The organism is Pseudoalteromonas sp. NZS37 (genome assembly GCF_015864265.1).
GTDB lineage: Bacteria > Pseudomonadota > Gammaproteobacteria > Enterobacterales > Alteromonadaceae > Pseudoalteromonas > Pseudoalteromonas arctica.
In genome coordinates this window covers 530,037-550,906 of record NZ_JADYXL010000001.1, presented here as the reverse complement: position 1 = coordinate 550,906, position 20,870 = coordinate 530,037, and the positions used below count along the sequence as shown (strand labels likewise).

The window sequence follows — 20,870 nt, the reverse complement described above, 5'->3', positions numbered from 1 at the left end:
ATTTATTGGTCTGCTGTGAAAATTTCAACGTGAGCTTGCTCGCGCATTTCTTGCTGCCAGTTAAAACTTTCTTCCTTAAATTTACGGTTAAACAACATACCGTGAGCACGGTTACGTTTAGCTAGCTCAGTTTTATCAGCTACACGTTTACCAAGTAACTGCACAATATGCCAACCAAACTGTGTTCTAAACGGTTCGCTTATTTCGTCTTGCTTAAGAGAAAGCAATGTATCTTTAAACGCAGGTACGTAGGTAGTTGGATCTGTCCAATCGTACTCGCCACCTTTAAGTGCAGAGCCTGGATCTTCTGAGTACTCTTTAGCTAACTTTCCAAAGTCGGCAGTTCCTGCGCGTAAGTCTTTTGCAAAGCCAGCAAGCATTGAGCGTGCTTTTTCTTCACTTAAAATAATTGAAGGTTTAATTAGTATATGGCGTGAGCGCACTTCTGTTGTTTCTACAACTTGTAGGCCACGAACATCTTGTACTTTAATGATATGAAAACCAGCACCAGAGCGAAGAGGGCCAACAATAGCGCCTTTCTTTTGGCCTTTTACTGCTTCAGCAAAAAGCGATGGCATTTCGTTAATGCCCATGTAACCAAGCTGTCCGCCTTCAAGTGCTTTAGAGCCGCTTGATGATGAAATAGCAATACGCTTAAATTCTTGGCCATCGTTTAATAGCTCAATAACTTTATCTGCGCGTGTTTTTGCGCCAGCAATTTCGTCAGCGTTCGCATCGTTAGGGATATCTATTAAAATATGACCAATGTCGTACTCTTCAGCACTTTGGCCTTGGGTTTCCATAATTTTTAAAAGGTTATCAACTTCTTGCTCGCTAATATAAATACGGCGATCGACACTTGCACGTGTTACTTGCTGCGTTGTAATTTCTTTACGAATTTCTTCACGGTAAGCTTGAAAGCTTTCGCCCGAACCTTCAATAGTGCGGCGCAAATCGGCAATTGTGCCACCTTGCTCTTGTGCCATGCTAGCAAGAGTTTGATCGAGTTGACTGTCTGAGATTTGTAACCCCATACGGTCAGCCATTTGTATCATAAGGGCTTGATTTACTAAACGCTCAACGGCTTGTACACGAAGAGTTTCATCTTTTGGTAATTGCTGGTTTTGTTCTTCGGCTTGCTTTTTAACACGATTAATAATGGTGTCTACTTCGCTTTTTAAAATTACGCCTTGGTTTACAACGCCAATAACTTTATCTATTTCTACTGGTGCGGCCATTGCACTTTGACAAAGGCTGGCACTTAAAACTGCTGATGTTAATAATTTTTTTAAATTCATATTCTTTTTACTACTCTTGCTGATAGTACTCTAGTTACTAAGAAAATACGGTCTACGATAGCCAAAAATACCTTGTTGTAATAATTTTTGTGCATCATAACGGCTTTTACTGCCAAGTCCTTTTAATACAAAATTCAAACTAATACCTGAATCAAAAGTTGCTTGTTCTTGGCCTATTGATTGATTTAAATCTGTTTCAATTTGGCGGTGCCCAGTAATTTGGATAGCCCAACAGCATGATTCATACTGTAATCCGCTCAATACTTCGATACTTCTGTTGTTTTCAAGATCTCGATGATAGCTCGCAATAAATTGCCATTCGTCGCTAATAGGAATACTTGTAAATACACCTGCTTGCTCGATTGTATTTCCTGAGACATCATTTGCATAGCGATGGTTCAATTGTACTAGCTGATTATTATCACCTTTATAATCAAGCGTTACATTTGACTGTACCATTTGCTTGCCATCTGTATCGTATTGAATACCTCCAGCGAGGTACCAACGGCGGTGCCAATGTAACATGGTTTGAGCTGCAAATAGTGCATTATAATTAGTGTCTGAGTTTAAGCCTTGCTCTGTTGGCTTGGCATCGTCACTTAAATAAAATATTTGGCCGGCACTAAAGTTAAATACTTCTTCTTGTTTTTTATCAAACAAGCGCGTTGTAGCACCTAACGTAAATTGATTCGCGGCTGCTATGCGGTCAACACCCGAAAAGCGCACGTCTCTAAATAAACCATAATAATCGTCTTGTAGCTTGGTTGTATCAAATAAGCCAATGTCTGACTGGTCTTTATTAGGCGTATATAAATATTGAATTTGAGGCTCTAGCGTTTGTATAGCATCTTCAAAAAAGTAAGATGCATCGCGCTCAAAATTAAGCTGAGAGTACAAACGTACTTTAGGAATAGTACGCGATACGGTGTCGCTGTACTGCGTGCCTGTTAAGTTTCCGCTTTGCTTATAATTAGTTTGCAGTAAGCTCACTTCAGATAAAAATGACCATGCATGCGTTGCATAGTTATAGCGTGCTTTAGGCTCTACGTGTACACGAGTTGCGCTGTCTATGGCCACTTCTGATGAATCATTAGTAAAATGGCTAATTTCACCTGACACACTAAAGTCAAAATTATCAAAACGCCATGGAGCAGTTTGCGTAAAATTAACTTGTGGTATTGCAGTGTATGACTCCAAGTGATCGCCCAATACTTCAAAGTTTTGTACTTTAATATCGGTGCGCCATGTATCACCCAAATGAGTAAGTGAACCAGTACGATATAACTGAGTATCGGTTTTACTTGCGTAATTTGAGCTTAAATCGGTGATGTAGTTATCATCGCTTACATTGGTTACATCAACGTTTGCGCGCCAGTTTTCACCCAGATAACTTTGCTGTTGCCAATGAAACATATAGCGTTCATTTAAGTCTGGCTCAGAATCATCACTATCTAAATATTCAATTCCTACTAAGCCTTCATGTTGCTCTGTTAGGTATCTAAATTCGGTTTGTAATTGTAGCCCTTTGTTAGACATATAACGAGGCGTAATAGTGGCATCAAAATTAGGTGCAATATTTAAATAATACGGCGTAATTGTTTCAAGACCGTATTTGTCAGAGCTTGAAATAGTCGGGGTAAGTAACCCCGATTTACGGCGCTCATCCAGCGGAAATGTAAAATAAGGTAAATATAAAACCGGTGTATCGAGAATACGTAATACGGCGTTATATGTTTCGCCCCAGCCTTCTTCGCGTGAAAGGTTTATTTCGTCAGCTTCGATTTCCCATACTGGGGTGTCACTTGGGCAAGTAGTAAAGCTTGCATTCATGAGTAATAGGCCAGACTGATTAACAGTGAGCTTTTCAGCGCCGCCTTTACCTTGTTGTTCGGTTAGGCTGTAGTCGGCGCCTAACAAACTGACTTCTGAATTATTTAAATCGGCATTTAATCCGGTGCTGTTTACTTTACTTACGTAATCTTGATAAGTAATTGGCCCCGTTGCATTTAATAAACCACGCTGTTTGTCTATCAACGCAGTTTGTGCGGACAAACTCATCTTAAGGGTGTTAATATCAACATTGCCGGTAAATTCAGCGCTTTGAGTGCCAAGTAGCTCAACATCATCAGCTTGAATATCAACTTCACCAAGGTTAAGGCCTTCAAGTGGTTGCCAAGCTCTGGTTTGCATTGAAATGCCACAAAGGTTGTGTGCCAGTTCAGTTTCGGCAAGCGATGGTGCGCTAACTACGCTTAGCATCAATATGCCCCAGGTTTTGCTCATTTATCGACCTTAATACTGTGTGTTTAATATAATATACACATAATAAAGGAAAATAATGGCAATTACAGTAATTGACCTAATTAACTTAGTGAAAAATAGATATCTTATAAAATGACACGCTTTGAGAATTTACAACAATTTATAAACATACACCTTAATGCCAAGTCGCATACTTTAAACGCGATCACAGGTGATGCTAGCTTTCGCCGTTATTACCGTTTAAATCATGATAATAAGCATTTAATAGTGATGGACTCAGATCCGCAAAAAGTGAATAACGAACCTTACATTTCGCTAAACCAGGTATTTGTTAAGCAAGGTTTTTTACTTCCCACTATTATTGCAAGTGATGAAAAGCAGGGCTTTTTTATCCTCAGTGATTTAGGCAGTACGCACCTAGCTGACATGCTTGATGATGCAAATCGCACCGAGCATTACCAAGCATTAATTAGTTTAAGTGCTCAGTGGGCAAAAACGCCCACAGCTTCTGCTATGCAAGCGTACAACGAAGATTTTATAACACTAGAGCTTGATATATTTAGCCAGTGGTTAGTGAGTGACTTTATTAATGAGCCACTAAGCGCAGAGCAAAACGTAATGTGGAAAACAAGTTCAGAGCTATTAATAAAGGCCATGCTTGAGCAACCCACTGTTACCGTTCATCGTGATTACCATAGCCGTAATATTATGAACAGTAACGGCCAGTGGGCAATTATAGATTATCAAGATGCTGTACGCGGGCCGCTTTGCTACGATTTAGTATCGCTACTACGCGATTGCTACTTTAAACTGCCTCAAAAAGAGTTAACAAGCTTGCTTGATTTTGCTTATCAAGAATTTATGGCTCAAAATTTACTGGCTAACACTTCATTTGATGAGTTTAAATATTGGTTTGATTTAACCGGATTACAGCGCCACTTAAAGGCTGCGGGTATATTTTGTCGATTATATTTGCGCGACGGTAAAACAGGTTATTTAGATAATATTTTACCGACGCTTGATTATATTATTGAAGTAGCGGCAAATTACCCAGACCTTAAAGCATTGAGTGAGTGGACAAAAAATACCATAGTGCCAAAAGTGACTGAAAAGTTGGCAAAGGAGCGCTCATGAAAGCGATGATTTTAGCTGCAGGGCGCGGACAGCGTATGATGCCGCTAACGCAAAATATGCCAAAGCCAATGTTAAAAGTGGCAGAAAAACCACTTATTGAGCACCATATAAATAATCTTAAAGCTGCCGGTATTACCGATATTGTAATAAACCTTGCGTGGCAGGGTGATAAAATAAAAGACTACTTTAAAGATGGCAGCCAATTTGGCGTAAATATACTTTATAGCCAAGAAGTTGAAGGTGGCCTTGAAACGGCTGGCGGTATAATTGAAGCGTTACCGCTGTTGGGTGACTCGTTCATTGTAGTAAATGGCGATGTATACACCGGCTATGATGTAAGTGCGCTAATGCAACTTCATTTACAGCCCGGTGAGGCGCACATAGTGCTTATAGAAAACCCGCCACACAATCCAGATGGCGACTTTGCATTGAGCCATTTATCGCCAGATAGTCAAAAATATACATTTTCAGGGATTGGCCGGTATCAGGCTGATTTTTTTAAAGGATTAACGCAAGGTATTCGCCCTTTAGGGCCTATTTTACGTGAAAAGCTAAATGAACATTTAGTCTCTACTGAGCTCTATATAGGGCAGTGGGATGATATTGGTACACCAGAGCGTTTAAACCAATTAAACACGCGCCTTGAGGCGTAATAACTCAATTTTTAAGAAGGCAGTATTATAAATGTGGGGAAAAATTCTCGGTTTTTGTTTTGGCTTTATGTTTGGCAAAATATTTGGTGCCATTTTAGGTTTATACCTAGGTCATTTATTTGATAAAAGCTTAAAAAATAACTTTGATAAAGCAGGCGGCTTTTCTAGCTTATTTAGTGGTGACGATGTTCACGAGCGCCAAGCTTTATTCTTTTCAAGTTGCTTTGCTGTTATGGGGCACATTGCGAAGTCGAATGGTCGAGTTAGCGAAGTACATATAAAAGCGGCTAACTTGTTTATGGATGAAATGGGCTTAAAAGGCGAAGAACGCCGCGAAGCACAACATGCATTTCAGTCAGGTAAAGAGAGCGACTTTTCACTTAAAGAAACAGTACACGATTTTAAAGAACGCTTTGCTAAACGAAACGATCTAATACAGTTATTTTTAGAAATACAAATTCAAATGGCGTTTTCTGATGGAGTGCTAGCCGAACAAGAAAAGCAATTATTAGCAGAAGTAAGTAAACAGCTAGGCATTTCTAAAACACACTTTGCATTTGTATTAAAACGTTATCAAGCTGAGTTTAACTTTAGAAAGCAACAACAGCGCTTTAATCAGCAGCAACAAAACCAAGGTCAAAGTAGTAGTTACCGTGAAGGTTCTGGCCACCATGTACCGCCAAATAATAATATGAACCGTGCGCAAGCATTGGCGTTATTAGGCTTAAGTAGCGATGCAACGCAGCGTGATATAAAAGTAGCGTACCGTAAACTTATGTCGCAACATCATCCAGATAAATTAGTATCGCAAGGCCTACCAAAACACATGATGGAACTGGCTGTTAAAAAGAGCCAAGATATTCAAGCTGCTTATGAGTATTTAAAAAAGTCGGCGTAAAAAACCGTCTATTTCTTTTGTTAGGCGTGCGTGTTGATCGGGTTGATCGCGCAGGCCAAACAACTGGCGTTGGCGGTAATCAAATTTTGCATTTCGGTCCACCCAGCGCTGACGATTTTTAAGGCTCATTAAAATGTCTGTGCTGTCATTTGCATAGTAAATATCAAGTAAGGCGGGTGTAACAAGTGACGCTGTTTGGCTCAAACTTTCGTTACGTTTAGTATTAGGTAAGTAACTGCTCAAACTTATAAACGCATCTAGTCTCTCATCTGGAAAATCTGCATAGTACTCCAACAACACACCCGCACTTGTACCTTGTGCAATAACCACTATATTACTCGAATCTTCCATAGCGGTTTGATACAGCGCATTAAAACGAGAAATTAGATTTATTTTATAGTTATCAAGTATGTCGTCAGTTACTTTTTCAATTGCATTAACGTAATGAGGTTCTTCTTTTATTTTTGCAGGCTGTGGTTGTGCGTTTGTTGGTGTGTCGGGTGATGCAGGTTCCTCGGCTTTACTAGGCGCTGTATCTGCTTCATTAGGCGTTGCTTCGGCCATTTTACTTGCTTGCCAATCAATGTCGGGTACTGTCATTGCGTAGGTGCTGTAGCCTAAATAATTAAGCTCTTTACGTAAGTAGCTCATACCTGAATTATTGGTAGGTGAAGAGTGCCAATCGGGTATAAGTATTACGATACCTCTAAAATTACTACTCATATACTCGCTGTAAAGGCTTAAAAATTCTGTTTCACCTGCCAATATAGGCTTTATTTCATCGCTTGGAAGTAGTCGCTCAATGTCGCTATTTTCAATGCTTGATAGATTAGGTGGAGCAATATGTTCAGCCGCGCTGATGGGGTTAGCTAAAAGTAGGGCACAGCTGAGCTGTATATAAAAAGCCCCTTTTAAAAACCGTGGAAATAGCATAACGCACCTAACTAATGACAATTAGTTAGGTATCGGCAAGGTTATCTAAAAGTTTAATGTATAGAGCGAATTAGCTAGTGAATTTGAACCTGTTAAAACTCTAATTCGGCTTCAAAAGTAAGTACTTGCTCAGTTACGGGGTGCTTTAATTGCAGCATTTGTGCATGTAATTGTAAGCGAGGAGCGGCAGCAAGTGCCTCTTTGTGGGCGTAAAGTCTATCACCTAAAATAGGATGACCAAGGCTTAACATATGCACACGTAGTTGATGCGAGCGACCAGTGATGGGAGTTAGCTCTACACGGGTTGCATTTTCTTCACGCTCAAGTATTTTGAAATGCGTAAGCGAAGGTTTACCTCTGTCGTGATCAACCATTTGTTTTGGGCGATTAGGCCAATCACAAATAAGGGGTAAATCTACTGATCCTGTTTCAGCTTCAAGTTGTCCGTATACACGTGCTATGTAACGTTTAGCTGTTTCGCGCTCTTGAAACTGCATACTTAAATGTCTGTGCGCGGCTTTATTCATGGCAAGGCACAGTATGCCAGAAGTCGCCATATCTAAGCGGTGCACTATTCTTGCTGTTGGAAAAACACGATTAACGCGATTAATTAAGCTGTCGGCATGTTTAGGATCTTTACCTGGGACAGTTAATAACTCACTTGGTTTATTAACTATCAGTAAGTCGTCATCCTGAAAAAGTATCGTTAAATACGGACTCATAGGGGGATTGTAATTAACTAACACGGCCGACCTTAGTAATTTTGAAGGTCGCTATTTTAGTAGAGCAAGCCAACAGGCTCAAGTAAAAGTTTGGCTATATTGTTTTAGTTAGGGCGTGTTGAACGTTGGTGGTTGAATTTGCAGTAGTATGTTTGGTTTTTAGGCAAGGCAGAGCCTATGTAGTGTGGTTATTCCCCATAATTAGGCGATAACGCAGCATAAATGCCAAACATGCTCTGCCCTTTGGGTTCTTTCTAGGGGCGATTAACTCTTTGTTGCTCGATTTTTACTTAGCCCACTAGGTTACAAACCTCGCGCCGCGATTAAATCGCCCCTAGATTGAACAAATTTCAATCCACAAAGTTCAACACGCCCTAGTATATCCAAACTTAGGCTCCTTTAAAGCGCTTTTATAGCTTAATTTCTTGCGCTGTTAATAATCGATATTCACCACTGGCCAAGTTTTCATCTAGGGTAATTTCCGCAATTTGCTCGCGATGCAGCTCAACTACTTTGTTATCTACCGCGTAAAGCATACGCTTAACTTGATGATACTTACCTTCACTTATTGATAAACGCAGGCCGTAATTAGCAAGTCTTTCTGCTATAGCTGGGCGGGTTAAATCTTTTTCGTTATGCAGCATGACGCCTGTACGTAATTGCTCAAGCGCTTCATCGGTAATCGGCTCTTGGGTTTCGACGAGGTAGGTTTTAAATTTATTGCTTTTAGGCGACGTAATTTTATGTGACCAATCGCCATCATTAGTAATAATAACTAACCCTGTGGTATCTATATCAAGGCGACCTGCTACGTGAAAGTCGCTCATATTTGGCTCATCAAGTAAGTCAAAAACAGTTTTATGTAGCTCGTCGCTGTTAGCACATACATAGCCAACAGGTTTGTTTAGCATGTAATAACGCTTACCTAAAAATACCAAAGGTGTACCTTGGTGCAGTACTTCATCTTGCTGGGCTAGCTGAAAATTATGTGATGTGATTACTTCGCCATTAACGCTTACTTCTTTTCGCTTAATACTCGCGCGAGCTTGGGTACGCGGTATTTCAGCTAAGTGGCTAATAAATTTATCTAAGCGGCAAGGGAATTTCATTTTGGTTCACATTTTTAGTCGGCTACAATAGGCGCGATTATAGCCGATAGTGAAATACCATGACAGTGCACAGCACACAAATTTTAAGCCTTTACCAAGCAAAAATAGACACAGGTGAACTGTGTTTTGATGCTGCGCAGCAAAATGCAGTGGAAGCTTTAAATACGCTAAGCGAGCAACTTCAAGCTCACACATCGTGGTGGCAAAAAGCGACTTTAATAAAAGGTGTTTATTTATACGGACCCGTAGGGCGTGGTAAATCCATGTTAATGGATTTATTTTATAAAAACCTACCTATTGAGCAAAAGCAGCGGCTGCATTTTCATCATTTTATAGCACAAGTGCATGCCCAGCTTTCGCAGCTACAAGGTCAAAAAAATCCACTAATCCTAATTGCAAAACAGTGGGCTAAAAATATTCGAGTACTATGTTTTGACGAGTTTTTTGTAAGCGACATTGGCGATGCCATGATTATGGCCAGATTGTTCAATGCGTTGTTTGAACAAGGTGTTGTGCTGGTGGCCACATCGAACGCAAAGCCTGAGCAACTTTATTACAACGGCCTGCAACGGGCGCGATTTTTACCTACTATCGATTTAATTAATAGCCATTGCCATATAATTAACGTGGCAGGGGAGGACGATCACCGCTTTAGATATGGTAAAAACAGTCGTCACTATTTTATTAATTTATCAAATCACGATTTTGAAAGTAAGTTTTTAGCTTCGTATCCGGCTGTAACATGCAGCAATACAGTTAGTGTGCATGGGCGCGATTTACCTTATTTATTAAGAGCCGATAACGCCTTGATGATTGATTTTATGGCGCTATGTTCAGGCCCACGTAGTGCTAACGATTATATGTTTTTAGCAACGCAATTTGATGTGTTATATGTATCGAACGTGCCGCAAATGGGTGTTAAAGCAACGGGTAAAGTTATAGTTCATGGTATAGAAGATAGCTACCAACGCGAAAAACAAACACTTGATGAGCATACCTTTGACGACGAAGCACGGCGCTTTATTGCCTTAGTAGATGAGTTTTACGATTGCCATAAATTGCTGGTGATAAATGCGCAAACCGACATTGAACATTTATATAAAGGTAAAAAGTTGAGCTTTGAATATGCACGCACGCAATCACGCATAGTCGAAATGCAAAATTGGTAACGCTTTAATATATATTGTAAACGAGCTTGCTCACGTGAGAAGCGTGAGCTTCTTTTTAGCCTCTTTGTGAATAAATCACTTAAAAACTTATTGCACAAAGAGAAGTAAAAGAGGAGTAAATGAGAAGATATAAAACAATAGTAATTATATATTTTTACTTCTCTAAAGCGCAGCTCACTTTTAGCTTCTTCGTGAGCAAATCACTTAAAAACTTATTGCACAAAGAGAAGCGAATGAGGAGTAAATGAGAAGACATAGAACATATAAATTACGAGCTTTGCTCGTCACGCCAGCAAGCTGTGCGTCTACAAGTCAGTTTAACTACGGCGTCAAATTTTACCGGTAGGCGTGAAGCTTGCTCACGCGAAAAGCGCAACTTTTAATATTTATAACTGATTACTTTGCTTACTTATTGGTTTCCCTAAAGCGCAGCTCCCTCTAAACCTCTTTGTGAATAAATCACTTAAGATCTTATTGCACAAAGAGGAGTAAATGAGAAAACATTAAGGCATAGAAATTACGAGCTTTGCTCGTCACGCCAGCAAGCTGTGTCTACAAGAAAGTTTAACCACGGTGTTAAACTTACCCCTCTTGGCGCACTATATTCTCAAGGGCGCGAATATTAGTAATTAAGTCTTGGCGTTGTGGGTTAGCTTGTAATGCTTTTCTAAGATGCTTTAGCGCGCTCGAGTAGTCTTTAGAATCAATCGCTATTTGCGATAATCCAAGCCACGCCGATAGTTGGTAATCAGGTAGGGCTTGTGCACGAACGTACATAAGTTTTGCTTGGGTAAGTTGGCTTTTACTGCGATAAATACTCGCTAAACTAAGTAGGGCATCACCTAAATTCGGGTTTATTTTAAGTGCGTTATTTAAGCTTTTAAGAGCACGTTTAGTATTACCTTGTTGCATAGCAATTTGTGCGCTGTATACAGAAAACTGGACTTGTTCATCACGGGGTAGTTGCTTAGTTAATCTTTTTGCGCTGCCTATTAGATCTTTAGCTAAATCCCATTTTTGTTGAGACACAAGCCAGCCTAAAGTTTGCATCGTGGTATTAATAACCTCAACTTGCTGCTCTTTAGTGGCGTGTTTTAAACCTTGCTTTAATAAACTAACAGCGCGCTCACTGCTACCTTCACTTAAGTGCAACTGAGCTGCTAAAAGCTGGTTGCTGGTATCTTTAGGGTTGAGTTTTAAGGCCACTTCAATAGCAGCAAGCGCTTGCTTTTTGTGATCAAGCTGTAATGCTATTTGTGCACGTTGCAACCAAAGTTCAGCTTTATCAGAGGTTTTATTGAGTAATTCTTTTAATAATGCATTTGCCTGACTTAAATCACCCGATTCAATTAACGCAAACAATAGCCCTTGTTGATATTGGCTTGTTTCTGGCGCTAGCATCAGCGCTTGGCGGTACGCCGCTACTGCGCTCCAAGGTTGGCTATGCTGCACGTGTATATAAGCAAGTTGCGCATAACTTTGTGCATCAGCTTGGCCAAGCTCAATACTATGAACTAGGTGTGTTTGTGCTTTGTCATACTTTGCTTGTTGCATGTATAAAAGGCTCAAACCTTGGTGTGCTTTTACTAAATCAGGTGAGGCTTTTAAACACGCCAAGTAAGCTAGTTCAGCGTTGTTAAAGTCTTTTGTTGAAAGCAGTACTTGTGCACGCAATAAGTTTAAAGCAGTGCTATCTTCGCTTATATCACGGCCTTTAAATAGCGCAGCGACTTCACTGTAATTACCAGCTTGCAATAGTGGTTGTACTTGGCGAGCAAAACCGCGCTCGGTCGGCTCAATAAGGACCTCTGTAGGGCCTAGTAATTTATTATTTATAGCCAACTGCCATGTTGGATCGCTAGGCGATAAAGTTACTTTTAGTGGCGCACTTTTTAATGGCGTACTAGCAGCACTAGCATGCACGCTAGTTACACCTAATAAAGGGAATGAGCACATTAAAGTAGTGATAACTGCGCAAGTTAATGGTTTTAGCGTTTTAAATATATTCATGTTTTTCATTTTAATAGGCTTAAGGTTTAAATTCGATTGGCCAAATAAAGCGAGCGCGTACGGTTTCACCTTCTTTTTTAGGTGCACTAAAGCGGCTTTGCTTAATAATTTTGTCGATAGCTGGTTTAAGTTCAGGGTATGGGTTTTGTACTACCTCAATTAAACTTACCTTGCCACTTTCATCAATAAATACATCGAGTTTTACAGTAAATACATCAACACCTCGGCGGGTTAAGCTTTTTGGTAAAACGGCCTTGACGGGAGTAAGCAAAGTGGGGAGAGCATCGAGTTGATTTAAGCTAAATGCATCCCAATTTACACTCATTGATTGCCATTGTGGCGCGCTTACTTTTACGCTAGGTGTATCGGGTTTTACAATACTTAAATTGCTGTTGATCTTAATTTTTACGGCTTGAATAGACGCGCCTGCACCTTCTACCGCTAAGCTTTGCATTGGCTCACTTGTTTGCTGTTGCGATATTGATGGCGGAGGGGGAGGTGGCAGTGCCACCATGGCAATCTCACGTACAATCACTTTGTCTTTTATATGGTGTTCGGCAAGTTGCCCAAGCCATAAAAGCAGTAATGCAGCACTAAGTACAATTAGGCTAAGGCCAAATGCAAACAGTGGATGGCGATTGTTTTTTGTTTTTTGAGACGAGTCAATCGTGTGCATATTATTGCTTAGTAGCTAAGTTAACTTGCGCTGCGCCTGCCAGCTTTGCTTCGTCAATTACTTGAACAAGTAACTCTGTAGGTACTGTTTTATCAGCTTGAATAACCACAGGGCGTTGTTGCTGTTTTAACATTTGCTCGACACTACTACGCACGCCAGCAACACCAATTTGGCTACCATCAAAAAATACTTGTTGGTTGTCGGTTATTGCTAAAAATATAACTTGCTGCTCAAGACGACTGGCCGATACGGCTTGTGGTTTATCAACCTCAACGCCGCTTTCGCGTACAAATACGGTTGTAACAATAAAAAATATTAGCAATATAAATACCACATCAAGTAGCGGCGACATATCGATATGTTGCCCCGCTTCTTGCTCTAGCTTGTGCTTTAAACGTGATTGCATAGTGTTACCCTAACTGTTTACTTAACGTATGTAATTTAGGATTACGCTGCGAATACGCTAAATACGCTTGCATTAACCACGCGGGAATAGCGCACACAAGGCCGAGTTGAGTTGTTAGTAATGCATCACCAATGGCGTCACTCATTAACTCGTTATGGCCCAGCGCCATTACTTTAAATGTATCAAGCAAACCAACAATGGTGCCTAATAAACCAAGTAGCGGAAGCGCTGCAGTTAAAATAGAGCTTACCTCTTGCCAGTAACCTTTACGCTGCGCTTGGTATTGTTTAAGGTGCAGCAAGTCATGAAAAATCAGCTGGTATACAAATAAAGCGAGTAAAAGAATACACCAGCAAATAGGGTTACTAACGATTTTTTCAAACATTGGTTTCTCCTTTTTCTAGTTGACTAAGCTGTAAAGCAAAGCCTTCTAGTTGGCTGTAGTACGCTTTTGCTTTACGTGATAGCAATGCATTTAATACCAATGCAGGGATGGCAACGACTAAACCTAATTCAGTTGTTATAAGTGCTTGTGCAATACCGCCCGATACAACTTCTGGGTCACCTGAGCCAAACAAGGTCATCATTTTAAATGTTTCGATCATGCCGCTAACAGTACCTAACAAGCCAAGTAGTGGAGCTACTGCAGCCGTAACGGCAATAGCACCAATAAAGTTATCGAGTTTATGCTTATCATGAATTAACTGGTTAAATAATTGATCGTCTCGTACTTGGCCTTTTTCACTTTGTAGCGTTAAGTTAAATAACTGCTGCTGCATGCCTGCAAATTCATTGCTATTTTCAGCTTTAAAAAATTGCTGTAATTGCATTTGAGAGTGCATTTTAATTTTACTTAAACGCAGTAGTTGTGCGGCTTTTAATAGCGCAATAGTTAGTGCAAAGCAGGCAAACAAAATAATCGGGATGGCCCATAAGCCGCCTTTTTCTAAGTGTTCAAGCGGACTTTCTTGTTGAGCTTGGCTCGTTACTAAGTGCGTTAAACTAGGATCAAAAGTAAGTAATGTTGAGCCTGCACCATTTTGATTTAAAGTATTATCGAGTGGGTTATCGTTATTTGTTGATTGCACTAACGCTACTTTTAATGCATTAGATTCATCATCCAAATTTAATAACCCCATAAGCTTAGGTGTTTGCGTACTAAACCATGCAACAGGCCCGACTTGAAGGGTATTAGCTTGGCTTAACTCACCATTACTTAGCACAACCGATTGCTTTTTAAACTGTGGATAAAGTGCCTGCTCTTGATTATTAATTTGCGATATAACGCGGCTTAATAACTCGTTTTGATTATTAGCCGCGTTGTTATTGCCTGAACCATTGCCTGCACTATTACCGGCACTATTGCTGGTATTTTGGCGCACAAAACGGCTAAGTAAGTTTAATTGATATTGCTGTTGCTGTTGCCAAGTATCTAATCGGGTTTGTAACTGATCGAGGCTTAATGTGTTTTCGTCAGCTAGGCGGCGATTAACGGCTGCTTGCGCGCGCAATTTACTGAGCGATTGCTGCTTGGTAAAAATTTGCTTTGCAAGGGTAGCTTGCTCTTTTGAAATACTATTTTGAGTTTTATTTAGAGTACGTTGCGCTGTTTTAATATCACTTAAAATACTTTGTTTAGCATCATCACTGCTAGCTGCAAAAGAAATGTTTGCGCTAAAAAGTAAAACCGTGGCGCTAAATACTGCAATTATGCTGTTAGTAGCCATTATTTAGCCCCTTGCTGGTTTTTATTTACATAACTTAATATTGGGAGTGTTACCCAATCAGCAGCGCGCTTTTTTTGCTGTACAGCAATACCCAGTGCAACTTGTTCTGCATTAATGCTTGGGTCAAATTCCCACTGCCAACCTAAGTCACTTGGAAAACCAATACCTACGTAACTTAAGTCTTCGCTTACAAACCATGCTTGAGCTGCACCTAAATAAAGCTGCTTAACCCATACTTCTTGCCCGTCAGGATGCTTAATAGCCATTTCGTGAATAGAAATACGTTGTTGAAAATCATTAAGTAGGGTCAGCATTTTTAGCGCAGTTTGTAATTTTTCAGTTGTACTGAGTTTTGAATCGCTTAAATCACCAGTGTTTTTCCAACTACTTAAAAGTGGCGGGGGTAATTGCACTTGTAATGAAAGTAATTGCCCTGAAATACGTGCTAGTTGATCATTTAATTGCTGTTGATCATTTTCAAGTTCTGATTGCTGAGTTACAAGCTGTTCGCGTTTTTGGGCAAGCTCACTGGTGCTTTTTTTTCTACGCTGATTAAGCTCGCTAAGTTGCTGCTGCTCAGCATTTAGAAGCGTTAAGGTTTGCTCCATGCTGCTTTTTTGTTCAAGCCAATGAGTATTTAATTCTGTGTTTTGATTTTCTATTTGTAGCCATTTATTAACGAGTTGTTCTAGCTCACTAACAGTGTCGGCCTTTACTGCCATGGTGCTACAAAGCGCGATAACTACGCTAATTGGTTTAATTAAGCTTCGCATTACTTAACAACAATCCTGAAAGTTACGACAAGCAATTACAGGGACGTAATTACTGTTAATTTTTGAGTGTGTATACAATATAGGAATTTACATAACAATGCAATTGATAACAGTTATCGTTTACATTGCGTTGTTTGAGTGGTAGGATTTCGCCGAAATTAAATATGTACCTTAAATTAACAATAGTTAAGTGCTTAATAAAAACTACGGAGTAACCATGAGTAAGCCATCGAATAAAGGGAATGCCTACATAAAGCCAATTGCAGCGGTTGTTACGGCAACGCTTTCAACTTGGGCAAGTGCACAGGATGTTCAAGAACTATCGGTAACTAAAGCAGAAACTAAAACTGAGTCTAGCTATGTTGTTGAAAAATCAACGTCGCATAAATACACTCAACCGCTACTCGATACAGCTAAAACTGTAACGGTAATTAACCAAGCGGTAATGAAAGATAGAAACGTAGATAGCTTACGTGATGCTTTGCGTAATGTTTCAGGTATTTCTTTAGCAGCAGGTGAGGGTGGTTCACCTACTGGCGACAGCATGTCGATTCGTGGTTTTAGTGCTACAAATGATATTTTTGTAGATGGTATTCGTGATGTTGCAGGTTATACACGCGATATTTACAACATTGAAGCCGTTGAAGTTGCAAAAGGCCCAGGCTCAGCAGTTTCTGGTCGTGGCGCAACAGGTGGTAGTGTTAATTTAGAAAGTAAAAAGGCGAAGTTAGACAGCTTTAACGACGTTTCGCTACGTTTAGGCACAGAAAACGATTACCGTGGTCGTTTTGATACTAACATTCAAGTAAACGACACAAGCGCACTACGTATAAACCTTCTTACTGATAAAGGTGATGTTGCAGGTCGTGATCATATTGAAAACGAAACAAATGCTGTTGCGTTTGCATTTGCAACAGGGCTTGGTACAAACAGCCGTTTTGATTTAAACCTAGAGTATCAACGCCAAGACAATTTACCAGATTACGGCATTCCGTGGGTTTACAGCGATACGCCTGTAGCTGAACTTGCAGATAGCGCGCGCTCACCTTCTCCTGTCGACTTTGATAACTTTTACGGTAATATTTACCGTGATTACGAAGATATTGAAGCTTACTCAACAACAGCTCGTTATGAGTATGATTTTTCTCAAAATACTACGTTACGTGTGCAAGGTCGTTTAGGTAAAGTTAAGCGTGAATCAGTAACAACTGCACCGCGTTATTTCTCGGTTACAACAGACACTGATATTACCTTTGCGGATGAAAAAACACGTGATACAGAAAATTCACTTGCTGCACTTCAAGTTGATTTAATTGGTAACTATGAATTTGCTGGCTTTACTCACGACGTAGTAGTGGGTGTTGAACTTGCAAATGAAACGTTTACACGCCATAACTTTGTTGCAACTACGCCTGATAACCTAATTGAAGATGGAATACGTAACGACTTATACAACCCTGATGCAACAATTGCATTTACGGGTGTGTACGGCCGTGACGGTACAAGCATTGAAGCTAAAGCTAAAAACCAAGCTATTTATGCATTTGATACAGTGACGCTTAACAAGCAATGGGAAGTTACAGGTGGAATTCGCTTTGATAGCTTCACTACGGATTATCACAACGATTACAATGATCCAAGCGCTTTAATTTCTACAAGTGACGATTTATTTAGCTGGAATGCAGCTGTAGTTTATAAACCTACAGAAAATGGCAGTGTATATTTTGGCGCAGGTAATTCATTCAATCCATCAGCGGAAAGCCTAACGGTATCTACGCGTTCAAATGCAGCTGATTTAGACGCAGAAGAAAGTCGCAGTTATGAATTAGGAACTAAATGGAGCCTAATGGATGGCCGCCTGCAAACTAATGCTGCACTTTTCCGTACTGAAAAAACCAATGCCCGTACTGATGACCCATTTGCAGATAGCTCAAGTGACGAAATACTCGGTGGTGAGCAGCGCGTTCAAGGTTTAGAGCTTTCAGCAACGGGCCTAATTACTAAAGAGTGGACTGTAATTGCTTCATACACTTACCAAGATAGCGAAGTAACTGAAGCATTAGGCGACGACGCAACTCAAATTGGTAACGAGCTTGCACGTACGCCTAAAAATAGCGCGAGTGTTTGGACTACGTACGATATGTCGGATAAATTATCGTTTGGTTTAGGTGCGCAATATGTAGGTGAGCGTTACAACGGGACTACGTCAACACGCTCTCGTGCGCCAGGTTATACTATTTTTGACCTGATGGTTGCGTATGACATATCAAAAGATTTGAGTCTGCAGTTTAATGGTGAAAACCTAGGTGATAAAGATTACGTTGATCAGTTAGGTGGTGGACACTTTGTACCAGGTGATGGTCGTAAGTTTAGCTTAACAGCGAGCTACTCTTTCTAAGAGTAAAATAAGTACGGCATAAAAGGGCAGAGTTAACTCTGCCCTTAATTATTTGATGAAAATGTGAGAGGGCGCACATGCTAGTTAAAATTCCAGAGCTACTAACGAAAGAAGAAGTGGCGTATTGTCATGAGGTTTTGCTTAAAGCGCAGTGGGCCGATGGCAGTATTACCGCAGGGCATCAATCAACCAAAGCAAAAAATAACTTACAGCTACCTGAAAATAGCCCTGAATGCCAAGAGCTTGGCGACATTATTATGGCAGCACTTGCGCGTAGTAATTTGTTTATGTCGGCAGCGCTCCCCGCAAAAATTTTTCCTCCGCTTTTTAACTGTTATCAAGGTGGGCAATCGTTTGGTGTGCATGTAGATAATGCGATTAGACAAGTGCCGGGTACGCCAGTAAAAATTCGTACAGATGTATCAATGACGTTATTTATTAATGACCCCGAAGACTATGAGGGCGGTGAACTTGTTATTGAAGACACTTATGGCTCACACAGCGTAAAGCTGCCAGCAGGCAGTATGGTGTTGTACCCTTCAACGAGTTTACATCGTGTAATGCCAGTAACAAGTGGGCGCAGATTAGCCTCATTCTTTTGGTTACAGAGCATGGTAAACAGCGACGAAAAACGTGGTTTACTCTTTGATTTAGATATGTCGATTCAAAGTTTGCGCAGCAAAGTAGAAGATAGCCCAGAGATTATTCAATTAACAGGGGTTTATCATAACTTGCTAAGGCAGTGGGCGCAGACATAACGAAGATACTCGTTATTAAATATTGGATATAAGTAATTAAAAGCTGCGCTTTTCGCGTGAGCAAGCTCTACGCCTACAGCCAAAACTTAACGCTGTGCTGAAATTACTTGTAGACGCGCAGCTTGCTGGCGTGACGAGCGAAGCTCGTAATTTATATGTTTTATGTTTTCTCATTTACTCCTTATTCGCTTCTCTTTGTGCAATAAGATTTTAAGTAATTTATTCACAAAGAGCTTAAGAGGGCGCTGTGCTTTAGAGAAGCCAAAAAGTAGGTAACAATCAGTTTTAATAATTAAAAGCTGCGCTTTTCGCGTGAGCAAGCTAAACGCCTACAGCCAAAATTTACGCTGTGGTTAAATTACTTGTAGACGCGCTGCTTGCTTGCTGGCGTGACGAGCGAAGCTCGTAATTTCTGGGTTTTGGTCTCTTCTCATTTGCTCCTCTTTTACTTCTCTTTGTGCAATAAGGTTTTAATTGATTTATTCACAAAGAGGCTAAGAGGGCGCTGCGCTTTAGAGAAGTAAAAATAGATAATTACTATGTTTTATGTTTTATGTTTTCTCATTTACTCCTCTTTTGCTTCTCTTTGTGCAATAAGATTTTAAGTGATTTATTCACAAAGAGGCCAAGAGGTCGCTGCGCTTTGAGAAGCCAAAAGTAGGTAACAAGCAGTTTTAAATGTTAAAAGCTGCGCTTTTCGCGTGAGCAAGCTCTACGTCTACAGTCAAAACTTAACGCTGTGGTTAAATTACGTGTAGACGCGCAGCTTGCTGGCGTGACGAGCGAAGCTCGCAATTTCTATGTTTTATGCTTTCTCACTTGCCATTTTTACTTAACCCTTATAACCGTTAGGGTTATTTGACTGCCAACGCCATGTATCTTGCATCATTTCATCAATACCGCGCACTGCTTCCCAGCCAAGTTCATTAAGTGCTTTTTCTGGCGCTGCATAACATGCTGCAATATCACCAGGGCGACGAGGTGAAACCTGATAAGGTACAGCCTGATCGCTTGCTTTAATAAATGCATTAACCATTTGTAGTACAGAGTAACCGTTACCAGTACCTAGGTTATAAACTAATGCACCTGTGCTGCTGGCAATTTTATCAAGCGCTTTTAAGTGGCCAATAGCTAAATCTACAACGTGTATATAGTCGCGTACACCTGTGCCATCAACTGTGTCGTAGTCATCACCAAATACAGCGAGCTGCTTTAATTTACCTACCGCTACTTGTGCGATAAACGGTAAAAGGTTATTTGGAATACCATTAGGATCTTCACCAATTAAGCCCGACTCATGTGCACCCACTGGGTTAAAGTAACGCAAAATAGCAAACGCAAAGCGCTCATCTGATTTAGCGATATCTTGTAGCATCATCTCAACCATTAGCTTAGATGTGCCGTACGGGTTAGTAGTACCGCCTACAGGAAAGTCTTCTTTAATTGGTAAGCTTGCAGGGTCGCCGTATACCGTGGCTGACGAGCTAAATACTAATTTAAATACACCAGCGTCGCGCATTGCATCAACAAGCGTAAGCGTACCTTGTACATTGTTTTGATAGTACTCAATGGGCTTTGCAACCGACTCGCCCACTGATTTTAAGCCCGCAAAATGTATAACACTATCAACTGTGTGTTTTGCAAATACTGAATCTAAAAAGAATTTATCGAGAATATCGCCTTGGTAAAAAGTGGCCTCTTTGCCTGTAATATTCTTTACGCGCGCAAGTGATTCTTGTGATGAGTTACTTAAATTATCAATAACAACAACATCGTTACCTTGCTGTAAAAGTTCTAAAACAGTGTGCGAGCCAATATAGCCAGCGCCACCGGTTACTAAAATAGTCATGAAAGCTCCGTGGGTACCTTTTATCAATTGAGTTAATTTCACCATAAATAGAGGTGATTTACATGCTTTATCTGTAATTTCTATAGTTTAAATAA

The 20,870-nt window shown here is 40.3% G+C and carries 18 protein-coding genes; 6 read left to right on the top strand and 12 right to left on the bottom strand.

What is annotated here, in order from left to right; translation table 11 throughout:
• Positions 1 to 2 precede the first annotated feature (2 nt).
• Both surA and lptD read right to left on the bottom strand, forming a co-directional pair.
• The gene (gene surA / locus I6F47_RS02535) at positions 3 to 1,298 is read right to left on the bottom strand and encodes a peptidylprolyl isomerase SurA (protein WP_197103619.1); all 1,296 of its coding nucleotides are present in this window, start codon (positions 1,296 to 1,298) and stop codon (positions 3 to 5) included.
• 30 nt (positions 1,299 to 1,328) lie between these two features.
• Positions 1,329 to 3,581 (bottom strand): LPS assembly protein LptD, encoded by a 2,253-nt coding sequence (gene lptD, locus I6F47_RS02530; protein WP_024589798.1) that lies wholly within the window; start codon positions 3,579 to 3,581, stop codon positions 1,329 to 1,331.
• Positions 3,582 to 3,692: 111 nt separating this feature from the next.
• Here lptD and I6F47_RS02525 point away from each other — a divergent pair, with 111 nt between their 5' ends.
• Genes I6F47_RS02525 through djlA form a run of 3 tightly spaced genes read left to right on the top strand, consistent with a single transcriptional unit; the run spans position 3,693 to position 6,245 of the window.
• Positions 3,693 to 4,694 (top strand): aminoglycoside phosphotransferase family protein, encoded by a 1,002-nt coding sequence (locus I6F47_RS02525; RefSeq protein ID WP_197183255.1) that lies wholly within the window; start codon positions 3,693 to 3,695, stop codon positions 4,692 to 4,694.
• Positions 4,691 to 5,347 carry an N-acetylmuramate alpha-1-phosphate uridylyltransferase MurU gene (gene murU / locus I6F47_RS02520; RefSeq protein WP_197183254.1) on the top strand — a complete coding sequence of 219 codons (657 nt, stop codon included), beginning with the start codon at positions 4,691 to 4,693 and terminating at the stop codon, positions 5,345 to 5,347. Before I6F47_RS02525 ends, murU begins: the two co-directional genes overlap by 4 nt.
• A 31-nt stretch (positions 5,348 to 5,378) precedes the next feature.
• The gene (djlA, locus tag I6F47_RS02515) at positions 5,379 to 6,245 is read left to right on the top strand and encodes a co-chaperone DjlA (protein ID WP_007585079.1); all 867 of its coding nucleotides are present in this window, start codon (positions 5,379 to 5,381) and stop codon (positions 6,243 to 6,245) included.
• Here djlA and I6F47_RS02510 read toward each other — a convergent pair.
• The 3 genes from I6F47_RS02510 to rsuA all read right to left on the bottom strand — a co-directional run bounded on the left by I6F47_RS02510 (position 6,228) and on the right by rsuA (position 9,009).
• Complete coding sequence (locus tag I6F47_RS02510; RefSeq protein ID WP_197183253.1) at positions 6,228 to 7,178, bottom strand: DUF3530 family protein; 951 nt, start codon at positions 7,176 to 7,178, stop codon at positions 6,228 to 6,230. The two genes, djlA and I6F47_RS02510, sit on opposite strands and share 18 nt — an antisense overlap.
• Positions 7,179 to 7,270: 92 nt before the next feature.
• Entirely contained in the window at positions 7,271 to 7,924 is a 654-nt protein-coding gene (gene rluA, locus I6F47_RS02505) for a bifunctional tRNA pseudouridine(32) synthase/23S rRNA pseudouridine(746) synthase RluA (RefSeq protein WP_024589793.1), read from the bottom strand.
• Between the two features lie 386 nt (positions 7,925 to 8,310).
• Positions 8,311 to 9,009, bottom strand: coding sequence for a 16S rRNA pseudouridine(516) synthase RsuA (rsuA, locus tag I6F47_RS02500; RefSeq protein ID WP_024589792.1), 699 nt, complete (start codon positions 9,007 to 9,009; stop codon positions 8,311 to 8,313).
• 59 nt (positions 9,010 to 9,068) lie between these two features.
• Between rsuA and zapE the strand changes: the two genes are divergently transcribed.
• Positions 9,069 to 10,178: a cell division protein ZapE gene (gene zapE / locus I6F47_RS02495; protein WP_197183252.1), complete on the top strand. Its 1,110-nt coding sequence runs from the start codon at positions 9,069 to 9,071 to the stop codon at positions 10,176 to 10,178.
• 582 nt (positions 10,179 to 10,760) lie between these two features.
• Here the strand turns inward: zapE and I6F47_RS02490 are convergent.
• The 6 genes from I6F47_RS02490 to I6F47_RS02465 are packed head-to-tail and all read right to left on the bottom strand — an operon-like array spanning position 10,761 to position 15,770.
• Positions 10,761 to 12,188 (bottom strand): tetratricopeptide repeat protein, encoded by a 1,428-nt coding sequence (locus tag I6F47_RS02490; protein ID WP_197183251.1) that lies wholly within the window; start codon positions 12,186 to 12,188, stop codon positions 10,761 to 10,763.
• 19 nt (positions 12,189 to 12,207) lie between these two features.
• A complete protein-coding gene (locus tag I6F47_RS02485; protein ID WP_197183250.1) occupies positions 12,208 to 12,864 on the bottom strand; it encodes an energy transducer TonB in 657 nt (218 codons plus the stop codon).
• Between the two features lies 1 nt (position 12,865).
• Complete coding sequence (locus tag I6F47_RS02480) at positions 12,866 to 13,270, bottom strand: ExbD/TolR family protein (RefSeq protein WP_036981164.1); 405 nt, start codon at positions 13,268 to 13,270, stop codon at positions 12,866 to 12,868.
• A 4-nt stretch (positions 13,271 to 13,274) separates the two neighbouring features.
• The gene (locus I6F47_RS02475; RefSeq protein ID WP_002960812.1) at positions 13,275 to 13,655 is read right to left on the bottom strand and encodes a MotA/TolQ/ExbB proton channel family protein; all 381 of its coding nucleotides are present in this window, start codon (positions 13,653 to 13,655) and stop codon (positions 13,275 to 13,277) included.
• Positions 13,648 to 14,997, bottom strand: a complete 1,350-nt coding sequence (locus I6F47_RS02470) for a MotA/TolQ/ExbB proton channel family protein (RefSeq protein WP_197183249.1) — start codon at positions 14,995 to 14,997, stop codon at positions 13,648 to 13,650. The genes I6F47_RS02475 and I6F47_RS02470 overlap by 8 nt, the downstream gene beginning before the upstream one ends.
• The gene (locus tag I6F47_RS02465) at positions 14,997 to 15,770 is read right to left on the bottom strand and encodes a DUF3450 family protein (protein ID WP_197183248.1); all 774 of its coding nucleotides are present in this window, start codon (positions 15,768 to 15,770) and stop codon (positions 14,997 to 14,999) included. Before I6F47_RS02465 ends, I6F47_RS02470 begins: the two co-directional genes overlap by 1 nt.
• Before the next feature lie 217 nt (positions 15,771 to 15,987).
• On the opposite strand from I6F47_RS02465, the gene I6F47_RS02460 reads away from it, so the two are divergent.
• Both I6F47_RS02460 and I6F47_RS02455 read left to right on the top strand, forming a co-directional pair.
• Positions 15,988 to 18,168, top strand: a complete 2,181-nt coding sequence (locus I6F47_RS02460) for a TonB-dependent receptor (protein ID WP_197183247.1) — start codon at positions 15,988 to 15,990, stop codon at positions 18,166 to 18,168.
• A gap of 77 nt (positions 18,169 to 18,245) precedes the next feature.
• The gene (locus tag I6F47_RS02455; protein ID WP_007585050.1) at positions 18,246 to 18,926 is read left to right on the top strand and encodes a Fe2+-dependent dioxygenase; all 681 of its coding nucleotides are present in this window, start codon (positions 18,246 to 18,248) and stop codon (positions 18,924 to 18,926) included.
• Positions 18,927 to 19,758: 832 nt separating this feature from the next.
• On the opposite strand, the gene galE is transcribed toward I6F47_RS02455, so the two are convergent.
• The gene (gene galE / locus I6F47_RS02450; RefSeq protein WP_007585049.1) at positions 19,759 to 20,775 is read right to left on the bottom strand and encodes a UDP-glucose 4-epimerase GalE; all 1,017 of its coding nucleotides are present in this window, start codon (positions 20,773 to 20,775) and stop codon (positions 19,759 to 19,761) included.
• Between the last annotated feature and the right edge of the window lie 95 nt (positions 20,776 to 20,870).